Consider the following 13,182-nt stretch of genomic DNA (forward strand, 5'->3'; position numbering starts at 1 on the left):
CGCGCGCCCACTAAATCTCACTGCTGTCTCTCGCTGCCGGACCATAACAATGACCAGCTGCGTATGGGCGCCATGATATTCCATTCAGCGTCACAATACTGGTACTTATTTCCCAATTGCCGCCATAGGGGCAGGCTATTGACGCTTTCCCGGGCTCCCAGGGATCAACATTGCCTGCGCTTAGAAAGTGGTAAAAAAAAGCCCCGATATTGGGGAGTATCGGGGCGAGGGGAACTGACTTTCTCAGGGTTGGGGTCGAGAGCGTCAAATGTCTGGGAGTTTCCACAATCTATCCAAAACGATCTGTACGTTTAGAGAGGTGAATGCGGCACTGGTTCCCCACCTTGCGTAAAGAAGCGTTAACCCCGCCCTATTCACCCTCCCGATCCAGGTCGCAACAGCCTGAAGTCGGCGTCAGTACCGCTGCGGTGACCGGGTTGGGACGAAAAGTGGTGCAGCCCTTCAGTCCCAGTGCATGGGCCTCCCGGTAAAGGCCCTCGAAGTCCTCAAACGGCAGCTCCTCCGGCACGTTGACCGTCTTGGAGATGGCATTGTCCACCAGCGGCTGCAGTGCCGCCTCCATGCGCAGATGGCCCCGGGGAGCGATCTCTGTGGCGGCGACGAACGCCGCGGGCAGCGCCCCGGCTGATGCTTGTCCCCCCCGTTCACGCCACAGGCGGTGAATCGGATCCTCAATTTCAAAGGTGCGCCACCCCCCCTGCTCGTTCACGACCCGGCGCCGATGGTGAAAAGCAAACACCGGCTCCACACCGCTGGATATGCCGTTGGCCAGCAGGCTGATGGTGCCGGTGGGGGCGATCGCCAGCAGGTGGCTGTTGCGCAATCCCTGCCGGGCGATCTCCGCGCGAATATCTTCCGGCAGCGTCTGAGCGTATGCCCCTTGCAGGAAGGCGGTCGGGTCCAGCTGGGGAAAACTGCCTTTCTCATGGGCGAGCGCGATGGAAGTGCGATAGGCGGTGTCCCGCAGTAACGTCATGACCCGAACCGCCAGCTCGCGGGCCTCCTCGCTGTCGTAGTGCAAACCCAGTGCGATCAGGGCGTCCGCGAGCCCGGTAATGCCGAGCCCCAGCCGGCGACTGCCTTTCGCCTGTCGCTCCAGCTCCGGCAGCGGATAACGGGACAGATCGATGACGTTGTCCAGCATGCGCACGCCCAGGGCAGCACACTCCGCAATCCCGTCCCAATCCAGTGTTGCCTGCGGTGTCAGTGGCGCCCGCACGAACTGCAGCAGGTTGACCGATCCCAGGTTGCAGGCACCGAAGGGTGGCAGCGGTATCTCGCCGCAGGGATTGGTGGCGGAAATCTGCTCCCGGTAGGCCAGGTTGTTGGCGCGGTTGATATGGTCGACGAACAGCACGCCGGGCTCGGCGCAGTCGTAGGTCGCACGCATGATCTTGTGCCACAGTTCCCGGGCGCGGATGCGACGGAAAACCCGACAGGGCTTGGCGGTGGCGGCACCGCTGCAGCGATATTCCAGTCGCTCGATTCCTTGCTCCGGTGCCAGTGCCCGGTCGGGAAAGCACAGTGGCCACAGTGCATCGTCGGCCACCGCTCGCATGAAGTCATCGCTCACTAACACGGAGAGATTGAAATGGCGTAGCTCCTGCGGGTCCCGCTTGGCCTCCACAAAAGCCTCAATATCCGGGTGGTCGCAGCGCAGGGTGGCCATCATCGCGCCCCGGCGACTGCCTGTGGATAACAGCGTGGCGCACATGCTGTCCCAGATGCGCATGAAGGACACCGGCCCCGAGGCGATGGTGGCGCAGTCCCGCGCGACGCAACCCGCCGGCCGCAATGTGGAGAAGTCGCAGCCGATACCCCCACCTGCCTGCATGGTGAGCGCACTCTCCTTTAGCCGATCGAAGATCGCCGCCATATCATCGGCGATGGTGCCCATCACAAAGCAGTTGAACAGCGTGACCCGGCGATGGGTACCGGCACCGGCGAGGATTCTGCCACCGGGCAGAAAGCGAAAATCGGTCAGGTTTTCGGTGAAGCGCTCGGCCCAAAGGGCCCGGTCCCGCCTCTCGACACTGGCCAGCGCTGCCGCCACCCGGCGCCAGCTGTCTTCCACCGATTGCTCCGGCGGGTCCGGACCGTCGCTCCTGCGATACTTGGTCTCCCAGATATAGTGGGAGATTTCGGCTTCAAACCGGGCCATCTCAGAGACTCAACTCGCAAGCCGGACCGCCACCGTGCAGGCGGCGAATGGCCTCCGCCAGCAATGGCGCACTGGAGAGCACCGCAATCTGGCCCGCGGGCGCGGGCTGAGGCAGTGAATCCGTCACCGCGATCGCATCAATGGAGAGCGGGCTGAGGCGCTCGCGGGCATCGCCGCTAAACTGGCCGTGACTGGCGGTCACCAGAATCTTCGCCGCGCCCGCATCCCGCAGGGCCGTGACAGCGCGCTCGATGGTGCCTCCCCCGGAGATCAGGTCATCGACCACCAGCACGGCGGCATCCCGCACGTCCCCCACCAATGTGCCACCGCTCAGCTGTCCGCCACTGCGGTATTTTTCCACGAACGCGCGCCCGATCTCCCGGCCGAGCCGCTCGCCCATGGCAGTCCGCAGCGCCTCGGCCCGCTTGACGCCACCAACATCCGGAGAGGCGACTACCAGCGGACGCGTTTCATCGCGCAAGCGATTCGCGGCGAAATCCAGCAGCAGCGGCTGTGCCAGCAGGTGCAGGGTTCGGCAGCGGAACGCATTTTCAAACGCGGCCTGGTTATGGGCGTCCAGTGTCACCACGGCGTCCGCTCCCATCGCCTCGAACAGGCTCGCCAGGTAGCGGCTTGAGAGCGGATCGCGGAGTTTGGTGCGGCGGTCCTTGCGTCCGTAACAGAGGTAGGGCACCACCGCGGTCACGCGGTGGGCACCCACGTCCCGCAGGGTGGCGATAAAGAACAGCAGCCGGATCAGCTTGTCATCCACGCTGCTGCCGGCGGCACCATAGAGGGACTGCACCACATACACATCGGCAGCCTCCACATCGTCGAGCGGACGCAGCTTGTGTTCGCCGTCTGCAAAGTCCCGCTCCTCATGCGCGGATCTTTCGATACCCAGCTCCCCGGCCACCGCGTCCGCCAGGGGCGCGCCGGCATCGAGGCTGAAGATCTTCAGGGGGCTTGCGGTCATTTCAGCTGAGGTGGGTATCGAACCAATCGATGGCATGGTGCACCACCTGGTCCAGTGTGCCAGGCTCCTCGAACAGATGGGTGGCACCCTCCACCAGCTTCAGTTCCGGTGGTTGCGCCATGGCGGCGGCGGCTTGCCGGTTCAGTTCAATCACCTGGTGATCCTCGCCGCCGACAATGAGCAGGGTCGGCGCCTGAACCCGCGGCAATGCCTGGCCGGCCAAATCCGGACGCCCCCCGCGGGATACCACCGCTCGCACCAGGGTTGGCCGCAGGGCAGCGGCGATTAGCGCCGCAGCGGCGCCGGTGCTGGAGCCGAACAGGCCGTAGTGACGCTGGGACAGGTCCGGCTGCAGGTGCGCCCAGTCCAGGGCGCCGGTCAGCCGTTTGGCCAGCAGTGGGATGTCGAAACGGAACTCCCGGGTCTGCTCGTCGATACGGTTTTCCTCGGCGGTCAGCAGGTCAAACAGCAGGGTACCGAAGCCGGCCCGGTTCAGAGCCGCGGCGACGGCCCTGTTGCGGGGGCTGAAGCGGCTGCTGCCGCTGCCATGGGCAAACAGAATCAGCGTGTAGCTGCCCTCGGGCAGGGTGAGAAAACCACCCAGGGGCTCACCCTCGGCATCGACGATGACTTCGCGTTCCTCACATCCGTCGTTGGGTACTTCACTACTCATCACTGTGCCCCGAAATCCGCTCCGCTTCCTGCATCTGTTCGAGGACCTCTTCATCGGTCAGCTGAGAAAAATCCCGGTACCAGGCACCGATCGCCCAGAAGGCCTGCGGGGCCAGCAGGCACTCCATGCGATCGACCAGGGGAGTGAAGCGCTGCAACGCATCCGGCGGCGCGACCGGCACCGCGAGGATCAGTTCAGCCGGCTTTTCGGCCCTGACGGCCCTCGCCGCCGCCTCCATGGTGGCGCCGGTAGCGATGCCGTCATCCACCAGCACCACGGTCTTGCCGGCTAATGCAGGCGGCGGCCTGTCACCCCGGTAGCGACGTGAGCGGCGCTGCAGCTCCTGTTGTTCGGCGCGGGTCTCCTCCTCCAGGGCGGCCTCGGAGATGCCGCAACTCGCCAGAACACTGTCGTTGAGTACCCGGGCCCTGGCGGTCACGGCCCCCATGGCCAGTTCTTCGTGGCCCGGCACACCCAGTTTGCGCACCAGCATCAGGTCCAGCGGCACCCGCAGGGCTCGAGCCAGCTCCAGGCCCACCGGCACACCGCCGCGGGGCAGCGCCAGTAAAATGACATCCGCTCGTCCAGCCAGGTCCGTGAGTGTCTGCGCCAGTCGGCGGCCAGCTTCAGTCCGATCGGTAAAGGGCTCCATCACGGCGGACGACCCCGCGGCGTTGCTTTGCTAAGGATAAAACTAGACTAGCAAACGGAATTGCCCGGAAACTGCGCCATGACCGTGACCCTGAGCCCGACCCCTTCGAATCAGCCGGACCTGGAAGAAAAGACCCGCTTCCTGCTCGATCCCGCCAGTTACGGCGGCACCACCGGCCAGGTGACCTTGGTGGAGACCCACATGGCCCGGGTATTCCTCACCGATGACCACGCCTACAAAATGAAGAAGCCGGTGCGCAGCAGTTATCTGGATTTCAGCAGCCTGGACAAGCGTTACGGCGTCTGCAGCGAGGAACTGCGCCTGAATCGGCGCCTCACCGATGATGTCTACCTGGAGCTGACCGCGCTGCGCATGCAGCCCGGCGGTGCCCTGGTATTGGATGGTGAAGGCGGCCTGGTGGTGGAGTGGCTGGTGAAGATGCGGCGTCTGCCCGATAGGGATTGCCTGGTAAAACGGATCGACACGGTTACGGAAACTGAACTCACCCCCCTGTTACGGCGCCTTTGCGATTTCTACCGCCACAGTGAGCCGCTGCAGATGACCGGTGAGCAGTATCTGGCCCACCTGCGCCGTCAAATCGGCGCCCTCTGGCGCCAGCTGTTACTGCCGGGACTGGAACTGGATCCGCGGATGGTCAATCCACTGGCGTCGGGCTTGCTCCAGTTTGTCGACAGCAATACCGACCTATTCGCCCGGCGGGCCGAGGGCGGCCGCATTCTCGAGGGGCACGGCGACCTGCGTCCGGAACACTGCTTCCTCACCACCCCGCCGCAGATCATCGACTGCCTGGAGTTCGACCGCGACCTGCGCTGTGTGGACCCAGTGGACGAGGCGGGATACCTGGCGCTGGAATGCGAGATGCTGGGGCGGGCAGATCTGTCGGAATTTATTCTGACGATCTACGGGAGGGAATGCGACGATGAGCCGCCGGAAAAGCTTTCCTGCTTTTACCGCGCCTATCGCGCGCTATTGCGGGGACAGCTGGCTGGCGCCCACCTGCTCGACGGCGATATCGCTGAACCGGAAAAGTGGCGGCAGAAAACCGATCGGTATCTGGCAGCGGCCAGCGACTATGCAAACAGGCTGTGACACCCGCCACCGGGGCGGGCAAATCGCGGACAAAAAAAACCCCGGACTTGGGGGAGCTCCGGGGTAACATCTGACTTCCTTGGGGGATGATGACGCATTCCAACGATCTTGCCTGTTTAGAGCGCGCCTTTCGTCGGCGGTTCCCGCAAAACTGTTAAAAAGTGTCAAAACTGGCGGCGGATTCTTCACCAGTTGAATCCGCCCATGGACAAGGAGAGCGAGTGGCCTCAGTGGGCCTCGTCCCAGCTGGCCCCCTGGCCAACGTCCACGATCAGCGGCACATCCAGCTCGGCAGCACCCTGCATGCGCCCGATCAATCCCTCGCGGATTTTTGCCACCTCACCTTCCGGCACTTCCAGTACCAGTTCATCGTGCACCTGCATGATCAGTTTGGTCTGCAGCTTTTCCCCAGTGAGCCACGCGTCCACTTCGATCATTGCCCGCTTGATGATGTCGGCGGCAGTGCCCTGCATGGGTGCGTTGATGGCGGTGCGCTCGGCGGCCTGGCGCATGGCGCCATTGCGGGATTTGATCTCCGGCAGGTAGAGCCGGCGACCGAACAGGGTCTCCACATAGCCCTCGTCGGCGGCCTGCTTGCGGGTGTTCTCCATATAGCGCAGCACGCCGGGATAGCGCTCGAAGTAGCGGTCGATATAGGTCTGCGCATCGGCGCGGGGAATGCCCAGCTGCCGCGCGAGGCCGAAAGCAGACATCCCGTAGATCAGACCGAAGTTGATCGCCTTGGCACGGCGGCGCTGCTCGTCGGAGACCTCGTCCGCGGGTACCTCGAATACCTCTGACGCGGTGGCGCGGTGAATGTCGGCACCGTGGGCGAAGGCGTCCACCAGGCCGCTGTCACCGGACAGGTGCGCCATGATGCGCAACTCGATCTGCGAGTAGTCCGCGGCGATGATCACCCGCCCCTCCGGCGCCACGAACGCCTGGCGGATGCGGCGCCCCTCCGGGCTGCGAATCGGAATATTCTGCAGGTTCGGATCACTGGAAGACAGGCGCCCGGTGGCCGCCACCGCCTGGTGATAGGAGGTGTGCACGCGACCGGTGCCCGGATCGATCATTTTCGGCAGCTTGTCGGTATAGGTGTTCTTCAGTTTGGCCAGCCCGCGGTACTCCATGATCAGGGCCGGCAGGGCATGATCGTGGGCCAGCTCCTGCAGCACCGCCTCCGCAGTGGAGGGGGCACCCTTCGGAGTCTTCTTGATCACCGGGATCTCGAGCTTTTCGAACAGGATATGGCCCAGCTGCTTGGTGGAGCCCAGGTTGAACTCTTCACCCGCCTCCTCGAACGCCTTCTGCTGCACCTCGTGCATCTTCTGCTCCAGCTCGGCGCTCTGCGTTGCCAGCATGTTGGCGTCCAGATAGGCGCCATTGCGCTCGATCCGTGCCAGCACGGGTAACAGGGGCATCTCGATCTCGTCGAGGACCTTTTCCAGTGACGGGATTTTTGCCAGCCGGCCGCTGAGCTCCTCGTGCAGACGCAGGGTGATATCCGCATCCTCGGCGGCGTAAGGGCCGGCCTTGTCCAGTTCGATCTGGTTGAAGGTGAGCTGCTTGGCGCCCTTGCCGGCAATATCCTCGTAGTGCACTGTCTTCTCACCCAGGTACTTGAGGGCCAGACTGTCCATATCGTGGCGGCTGGCGGTGCTGTCGAGCACATAGGATTCCAGCATGGTGTCCCGGGCGATGCCGCGCAGCTGGATGTCATAGTTGGCCAGGATGTGGCTGTCGTACTTGAGGTTCTGCCCTACTTTCTTCTGCGCCGGGTCCTCCAGCAGCGTCTTCAGGGCCACCAGGGTTTCATCGAATGGCAGCTGTTCAGGTGCACCCATATAGTCGTGGGCCAGGGGTACGTAGGCCGCCTTGCCCGGCTCAATGGCAAAGGACACCCCCACCAGTTTTGCCTGCATGTAGTTGAGGCTGGTGGTTTCGGTATCGAAGGCGAAAATATCCGCCGCCCTCAGTTTTTCCAGCCAGGCGTCAAAGACTTTCTGCTCGGTGACGATCTCGTACTCCCGCTCCACCGCTTCCTGCATCGCCTCGGCGGCATCCCCGCCATCACTCAACTCGTCCAGCCAGCTGCGGAATTCCATCGACCCGAACAGCTCGATCAGTTTTTCCCGGTCGGGCTCACCGTTGTGCAGGTCCGCTGGCTGATAGGGCATGTCCACATCGGTCTTGATGGTGGCCAGCAGGTAGGACAGCTCCGCCGCCTCGCGGTGTTCCTCCATCTTCTTGGCCAGCGTCTTGCTGCCGCGGAAGCCCAGGGGCGCAATGGCGTCCAGGTCGCTGTAGATATCTTTCAGGCTGCCCAGGTTCTGCAGCAGCGCCAGGGCGGTCTTCTCACCAACCCCGGGTACCCCGGGGATGTTGTCGGACTTGTCACCCATCAGGGCGAGGAAATCGATGATCAGTTCCGGGCCCACGCCGAATTTCTCGCGCACGCCATCGGTATCCATTTCGGTGTTGGACATGGTGTTGACCAGGGTGATGCCGGGGCGCACCAGCTGGGCCATATCCTTGTCGCCGGTGGAGATGATCACCTGCTGCCCCTGCTTTTGTGCCTCCAGGGCGAGGGTACCGATCACATCGTCGGCCTCGACGCCGTCGATCACCAGGCGCGGCAGACCCATGGCGTCGATGATGTCGTGAATCGGCTGTATCTGCTCGCGCAGATCATCCGGCATCGGCGGCCGGTGGGATTTGTAATCCTCGAACAGCTCGTCGCGGAATGTCTTGCCTTTGGCGTCGAATACGACGGCGACGGTGCTGTCCGGATGCTCCCTCAAATGGCGACGCAGCATGCTGATAACGCCGCGCACCGCACCGGTGGGCCTGCCGTCGCTGGTGGCCAGCGGTGGCAGGGCGTGGAAGGCGCGGTAGAGATAGGAGGATCCGTCCACCAGGATCAGCGGCGCGGCGCTGGACGCTTTTTTACTCATAACTATCCGGAAACTGGAATGACTTCATGGGTTCTTGGTTTGCGCGACAGGATAACCGCGATCGGATTTTTTCGCTCGCTCCGGCGACAGATCCGGGGCAGTCACCGCACTCTCAGCGGCAATCTCCGGCAGCACTTCTAGGCTGTTAGTGAGTGAGAGGTGATTGCGTGCAGGCCCAGTGAGTGCCGCCGCAAGCAGAAGTCGGAGAGGGATGTACCCATGAAAACCAAGTTGATTTCCTGTGCCCTGGTGCTGGGGCTCGGCACCGCGCTGCCGGCGTTCGGGGATGCCATCGGCGAGCAGCAAAACGCGCCCGGGCCGATGGAGTACCTGGAAGTGGAGGGTTCCATCGATCGCGATGCTGAACAGCGCAACAGAGCGGAACTCGTTCAAGCCATGGCCAACCGCCTGCTCAATGCCGGCAAACAGGAGCAGATCCAGTCACTGCTGCTGCGGCAGAAGGGCCAGGTGGGCCAGCTGCTTCTTCGGGAAGAGCGGGCTCGGGCAGAGGCCGAGCAACTGCGCCTGGAGCGCGAGGCCGCCCGCAGCAATGAGCAGCAGGAGCGCGAGGAACAAGAGGGGGCCTCCTGAGACCGATCCGGGGCCCTTCTGTCACTGCTGCCCATTTATGCCGATCAGGCCCGGCCTCTAGCCCCCCGCCTGATCGGGGACCAGGCTCAGGCACTGGCGGGCATCGGCCAGCAGGGCCTCGACCAGGTCTGCATAGCCGGCTTCCGGCGGCAGCGCACGGCCAAGGGGATCCAGGGCCACGTAGCGCAACCCCAGGTTTTCCGCCAGCTGCCGGTCGCGATCGTTTGCCGGCGCCTCGCCAAACAGACAACCGTCTTCGATATCTCCCAACTCCAGCAGCGTGCGGGCACCATGGCGGTTCTCCCCACCGGTACCGCCGAGCGGCCGGGTGACGACGCCGGCGTTGCCAAAGAAATGTCCGTAGGCATCGTGGGTGACGACGATAGGCACATCCCGATAGGCCCACAGGGCACGATCCAGGACCTTCTGCAGGTTGGCCATCTCACGGGAGAAATCCCGCGCCCGGCGGCGGTATTCGTCCGCCTGCTGCGGGCGCAACTGTGACAACCGCGCCGCCACCTGTGCGCCGATGATGGCCGCATTGCGGGGACGCAGCCACAAGTGCGGATCATCCGCTGCGGCGCCATCCATCTCGAAGCCCCCCTGTTCCAGCAAAGCCAGCTGGTGCTCTGCGGGCACCTGCGACAGCTGTTTTGCCAGCATGGTTTCCAGTTTCGGGCCCAGCCATACAACCAGCGCGGCGCGATCCAGCGCGGCGCGATCGGAAACCGATGGCGCATAGTGATGGGGATCGCCACTCTGGATCAGTTCGCGAATTTCCTGCTCCGGCCCGGCAATCTCCGCAGCAATCAGGGCCAGCGGGCGCACACTGACCACTAAAGGTCCGTCACCGGGGGGCTCCCGGGTTGAGCAGGCAGAGACGGCAAGAACGGCGAGGATGCTAAACAGGGCGCTCAAGTGCTTGATGGGGATCATTGGACTCCGGTCGGGCAAGGGTCGGCGAAAAAAGTGCGATATAATCACAGCCGGCTTTCACCCGCCAGACCGGTGCGGGCGGAGCCTGGTCCCAGCCACCGTTTTCCATCGCCACGCAGATTGCGGAGCCACCCCTGAGCCATTCCGAACCCCCAGTTACCGACGCACCGCTCGTTACCGCCAAAAACCTGAGCCTCGAGATCGGCGGGCGCACACTCCTGCACGATATCTCGCTGGAGCTGCGGGCCCGTCAAATCGTCACGGTGATCGGACCCAACGGCGCCGGCAAGACCACGCTGTTGCGGCTGCTGTTGGGCCTCAGCCGGCCCACGGCCGGCAGCATCCATCGCCGACCGGGCCTGCGCCTGGGCTATATGCCGCAGCGTATGCAAGTGGACGCCTCCATGCCCATGTCTGTAGCGCGCTTCCTGCAGCTCGGGCAGCCGGGAATCACCCGTGCCGAGGCGGATACCGCGCTGGCGCGCGTGCGAGCGCAAAAACTCCGCAATGCGAGCCTGGCAGACCTCTCCGGCGGTGAAATGCAGCGCGTGCTGCTGGCCCGTGCGGCATCCCGCAAGCCGGAGCTGATGGTGCTGGACGAGCCCACCCAGGGGGTGGATGTCAGCGGCCAGGGGGAGGTGTACCAGCTGATCGCGGCGCTGCGCGATGAGCTCGGCTGCGGTGTCTTACTGGTATCCCACGACCTGCATATGGTGATGGCGGCGACCGATCAGGTGTTGTGTATCAACCAGCACATTTGCTGTCACGGCCATCCGGAACAGGTAAGCCGGGACCCCGCCTACCTGGAATTGTTTGGCGACAAACTGGCGCCCTACTCCCACCAGCACAACCATGCCCATGACCTGAGCGGTGACGTGCTCGAGGATCACAGCCGCTGCAATCACGACCACAGCCGGAGGGAACCGGGCCATGAGTGAACTCGTTGCAGTGCTTGGCAGCCAGTTTCTGTGGCTCGCCCTGGCAGCGGGCCTGATCGTCGCCGCTGTCGGCGGCCCGCTGGGCTGCTTTGCCGTCTGGCGGCGTATGGCCTATTTTGGCGATACCCTGGCGCACTCTGCACTGCTGGGTGTCACCCTCGGGTTTTTGCTCCACCTGCAGCCGACTCTGGCGGTCGGCGCCACCTGCTGTGCGCTCGCCGTGTTGCTGGTCTACCTGCAGCGCCGGCAGAAGTTCTCCGTAGATACCCTGCTGGGCATCCTGTCCCATTCGATGCTGGCACTGGGTATCGTGACCGTGAGCCTCTTCGACATCAACGTCGACCTGCTGTCGCTATTGCTCGGTGATCTGCTGGCGGTAAGCCCGGAGGACCTGGTGCTGATGGCAGCAGCTGGCGCACTGATCGCCGGGCTGCTGTTTTATCTGTGGGAGCCGCTGCTGGCCTTCACGCTCAACGAGGAGCTAGCGGCCGTGGAAGGCGTACCGGTGGAGCGGGTGCGGCTGGCGCTGATGCTGATGCTGGCGCTACTGATCGCCATCGCCATGAAAGTGGTGGGCATACTGCTGATAACCGCACTGCTGATTATTCCCGCAGCCAGTGCGCGGCGCCTTTCCCACACCCCGGAGCGCATGGCTCTGCTGGCGGCGCTGATCGGCGGACTGTCTGTCCTGCTGGGGCTGCTCGCGTCGGTGCTGTGGGATACCCCGGCCGGGCCCTCCATCGTATTGGCCGCCGCCGTGCTGTTTCTCTGCACCCAGGCTCGCCCGCAGCATAGCTGAATGGTCAGCGGCCCGGTTTGTCGGACTTCTTGCGGATCTCCTCCGCCGGCTCCTCACCAGCCTTGTGGAACTCATAGATGGTCAGCGCGATCCCCACCAGCAGCATGATAAACACGCCGATGGCGATGGACAGTAACATGGCCTCAGACATGGTTACTTCCTCCTTGCCAGAAGCGCTGACACCTTGAAGTAGATCCCGAAGCACAGGATGCTGGGTACCCACAGGGCGGTGAAAATTCCCTGCTCCTTGTAGCCGTTGAACCACAAATAGCCCGACAGGATGAAGGAAACCCCCACGGCCAGCAGGATAAACAGATCCGAAAGTTTGAACATATATGTTCCCCGCGGTGAAAAACTCAGTAGTTGTCGTAGTCCCAGAACCCGATGGCCGCGATCAACAGCCCGCTGATCACCACCGAGGCGGGTATCCTCAGTCCCGGCACACCAAAGACCTCCACCATCGACGGCACGAGTTGCGTGGCTGCCAGCGGAAGCCACACAGCGAAAGGAACCACCAGCGCGACACCCACCCAGCCGACGGTGCGCCGCGCCCGGCGTGAGCGGGCGAATCTGTCGAACAGGTTTTTCACGGTAGCGAGGTTCCTCTCGGCACCCGAGGGCACCGGTTTGCTAACACAGTAGTTGATCGCTACGGGAACAGGGCGGTTGCCGATCACCGACCAGGCGCGGTTGGCGCTGTAGCCCTCTTTCTGGCCGTCAATCGATGCGGCGCGGAGGCTGGTCCGGCTTGGCGTAACTCAGGCGGCCCAGTCGCGTGGTGCGGTGGTAGCTGTCGAGGCCGCTCACCGCAACAGTCCCAAGCGCCTCGATATCCACATAACCATCCTCACCCACCGCTCCGTCGGCAATCTGCAGCTCGACGATGCGTCCGATCACCATGACCGTGCCGTTCACGGCGAGGCGCTGGCGCTCCACGACCTGACAGGCAAACCGCAAGCGGCTTTCTGCCACGTAGGGCGCGGGGCAGCCGGAACTGAACTCGGGGGTGAGACCAACCTCTTCGAACTCTGAGGCCTCGCGCGGATAGCGTGCAGACGTCTGGTGGGCCCGCTCCCAGCAGTCCACATTGACCTGGTTGACCGTGAACCATCCGGTTGCGGCCAGATTGTCCAGTGTATGCCGCTCTACAGAGTCGGGGCGGTTGATAAAGGCAATCAGCGGGGGATTCGCTCCCAGGTGGACCACGGAACTGACGATGGCGACATTGTCCACACCGCGGGTATCGACCGTGCCAATCAGGTTGGCACTCTTGAACCCGGACAGGCTGTTGACCAGGTTCGCCCGATAACGCTGCTCAAGGTCATCCAGGTCCGCGGCATTCCACTGTCTGCAGTTATCCACACCACC

The 13,182-nt window shown here is 63.5% G+C and carries 14 protein-coding genes; 4 read left to right on the forward strand and 10 right to left on the reverse strand.

All coding sequences use genetic code 11. The annotated features are described in order from the left end of the window. Window positions 1-370: 370 nt before the first annotated feature. The 4 genes from AWR36_RS10905 to AWR36_RS16370 are packed head-to-tail and all read right to left on the reverse strand — an operon-like array spanning window position 371 to window position 4,483. Entirely contained in the window at window positions 371-2,182 is a 1,812-nt protein-coding gene (locus tag AWR36_RS10905; protein WP_067084698.1) for an adenosylcobalamin-dependent ribonucleoside-diphosphate reductase, read from the reverse strand. 1 nt (window position 2,183) lies between these two features. Further along, complete coding sequence (locus AWR36_RS10910) at window positions 2,184-3,194, reverse strand: ribose-phosphate diphosphokinase (RefSeq protein ID WP_231745304.1); 1,011 nt, start codon at window positions 3,192-3,194, stop codon at window positions 2,184-2,186. Continuing rightward, window positions 3,160-3,831, reverse strand: coding sequence for a dienelactone hydrolase family protein (locus tag AWR36_RS16365; RefSeq protein ID WP_067084702.1), 672 nt, complete (start codon window positions 3,829-3,831; stop codon window positions 3,160-3,162). The genes AWR36_RS10910 and AWR36_RS16365 overlap by 35 nt, the downstream gene beginning before the upstream one ends. Next, window positions 3,824-4,483, reverse strand: coding sequence for a phosphoribosyltransferase (locus AWR36_RS16370; RefSeq protein WP_067084704.1), 660 nt, complete (start codon window positions 4,481-4,483; stop codon window positions 3,824-3,826). The genes AWR36_RS16365 and AWR36_RS16370 overlap by 8 nt, the downstream gene beginning before the upstream one ends. 78 nt (window positions 4,484-4,561) lie before the next feature. Between AWR36_RS16370 and AWR36_RS10925 the strand changes: the two genes are divergently transcribed. Then, window positions 4,562-5,593, forward strand: a complete 1,032-nt coding sequence (locus tag AWR36_RS10925) for a hypothetical protein (RefSeq protein ID WP_067084706.1) — start codon at window positions 4,562-4,564, stop codon at window positions 5,591-5,593. Window positions 5,594-5,820: 227 nt separating this feature from the next. Here the strand turns inward: AWR36_RS10925 and polA are convergent, their stop codons facing one another. Then, window positions 5,821-8,550, reverse strand: a complete 2,730-nt coding sequence (polA, locus tag AWR36_RS10930; protein WP_067084709.1) for a DNA polymerase I — start codon at window positions 8,548-8,550, stop codon at window positions 5,821-5,823. A gap of 219 nt (window positions 8,551-8,769) precedes the next feature. Here polA and AWR36_RS10935 point away from each other — a divergent pair, with 219 nt between their 5' ends. Next, entirely contained in the window at window positions 8,770-9,141 is a 372-nt protein-coding gene (locus AWR36_RS10935; RefSeq protein WP_067084711.1) for a hypothetical protein, read from the forward strand. 57 nt (window positions 9,142-9,198) lie between these two features. On the opposite strand, the gene AWR36_RS10940 is transcribed toward AWR36_RS10935, so the two are convergent. Further along, the gene (locus AWR36_RS10940) at window positions 9,199-10,077 is read right to left on the reverse strand and encodes a metal ABC transporter substrate-binding protein (RefSeq protein WP_082679551.1); all 879 of its coding nucleotides are present in this window, start codon (window positions 10,075-10,077) and stop codon (window positions 9,199-9,201) included. Window positions 10,078-10,211: 134 nt separating this feature from the next. Between AWR36_RS10940 and znuC the strand changes: the two genes are divergently transcribed. Further along, window positions 10,212-11,015 carry a zinc ABC transporter ATP-binding protein ZnuC gene (znuC, locus tag AWR36_RS10945; protein ID WP_067084713.1) on the forward strand — a complete coding sequence of 268 codons (804 nt, stop codon included), beginning with the start codon at window positions 10,212-10,214 and terminating at the stop codon, window positions 11,013-11,015. After that, window positions 11,008-11,814 (forward strand): iron chelate uptake ABC transporter family permease subunit, encoded by an 807-nt coding sequence (locus AWR36_RS10950; RefSeq protein WP_067084718.1) that lies wholly within the window; start codon window positions 11,008-11,010, stop codon window positions 11,812-11,814. The genes znuC and AWR36_RS10950 overlap by 8 nt, the downstream gene beginning before the upstream one ends. A gap of 4 nt (window positions 11,815-11,818) precedes the next feature. On the opposite strand, the gene AWR36_RS16225 is transcribed toward AWR36_RS10950, so the two are convergent. The 4 genes from AWR36_RS16225 to AWR36_RS10965 form a co-directional block, all read right to left on the reverse strand. Then, window positions 11,819-11,965 carry a hypothetical protein gene (locus AWR36_RS16225; RefSeq protein WP_156417398.1) on the reverse strand — a complete coding sequence of 49 codons (147 nt, stop codon included), beginning with the start codon at window positions 11,963-11,965 and terminating at the stop codon, window positions 11,819-11,821. A gap of 2 nt (window positions 11,966-11,967) precedes the next feature. Next, a complete protein-coding gene (locus AWR36_RS10955) occupies window positions 11,968-12,147 on the reverse strand; it encodes a hypothetical protein (RefSeq protein ID WP_067084720.1) in 180 nt (59 codons plus the stop codon). Between the two features lie 23 nt (window positions 12,148-12,170). Then, a complete protein-coding gene (locus AWR36_RS10960) occupies window positions 12,171-12,404 on the reverse strand; it encodes a hypothetical protein (protein ID WP_141398524.1) in 234 nt (77 codons plus the stop codon). Window positions 12,405-12,531: 127 nt separating this feature from the next. Next, window positions 12,532-13,176: a flavin reductase family protein gene (locus AWR36_RS10965; protein WP_067084724.1), complete on the reverse strand. Its 645-nt coding sequence runs from the start codon at window positions 13,174-13,176 to the stop codon at window positions 12,532-12,534. Window positions 13,177-13,182: the final 6 nt, after the last annotated feature.

Origin of the sequence: Microbulbifer flavimaris (assembly GCF_001641755.2) — a bacterium.
Lineage (GTDB): Bacteria > Pseudomonadota > Gammaproteobacteria > Pseudomonadales > Cellvibrionaceae > Microbulbifer > Microbulbifer flavimaris.

Excerpts from the sequence above, each read along its gene's own strand:
- AWR36_RS10905 (WP_067084698.1), bottom strand. The coding sequence starts at position 2,182 with ATGGCCCGGTTTGAAGCCGAAATCTCCCACTATATCTGGGAGACCAAG.
- AWR36_RS10910 (WP_231745304.1), bottom strand. The coding sequence starts at position 3,194 with ATGCCATCGATTGGTTCGATACCCACCTCAGCTGAAATGACCGCAAGC.
- AWR36_RS16365 (WP_067084702.1), bottom strand. The coding sequence starts at position 3,831 with ATGAGTAGTGAAGTACCCAACGACGGATGTGAGGAACGCGAAGTCATC.
- AWR36_RS16370 (WP_067084704.1), bottom strand. The coding sequence starts at position 4,483 with ATGGAGCCCTTTACCGATCGGACTGAAGCTGGCCGCCGACTGGCGCAG.
- AWR36_RS10925 (WP_067084706.1), top strand. The coding sequence starts at position 4,562 with ATGACCGTGACCCTGAGCCCGACCCCTTCGAATCAGCCGGACCTGGAA.
- polA (WP_067084709.1), bottom strand. The coding sequence starts at position 8,550 with ATGAGTAAAAAAGCGTCCAGCGCCGCGCCGCTGATCCTGGTGGACGGA.
- AWR36_RS10935 (WP_067084711.1), top strand. The coding sequence starts at position 8,770 with ATGAAAACCAAGTTGATTTCCTGTGCCCTGGTGCTGGGGCTCGGCACC.
- AWR36_RS10940 (WP_082679551.1), bottom strand. The coding sequence starts at position 10,077 with ATGATCCCCATCAAGCACTTGAGCGCCCTGTTTAGCATCCTCGCCGTT.
- AWR36_RS10950 (WP_067084718.1), top strand. The coding sequence starts at position 11,008 with ATGAGTGAACTCGTTGCAGTGCTTGGCAGCCAGTTTCTGTGGCTCGCC.
- AWR36_RS16225 (WP_156417398.1), bottom strand. The coding sequence starts at position 11,965 with ATGTCTGAGGCCATGTTACTGTCCATCGCCATCGGCGTGTTTATCATG.
- AWR36_RS10955 (WP_067084720.1), bottom strand. The coding sequence starts at position 12,147 with ATGTTCAAACTTTCGGATCTGTTTATCCTGCTGGCCGTGGGGGTTTCC.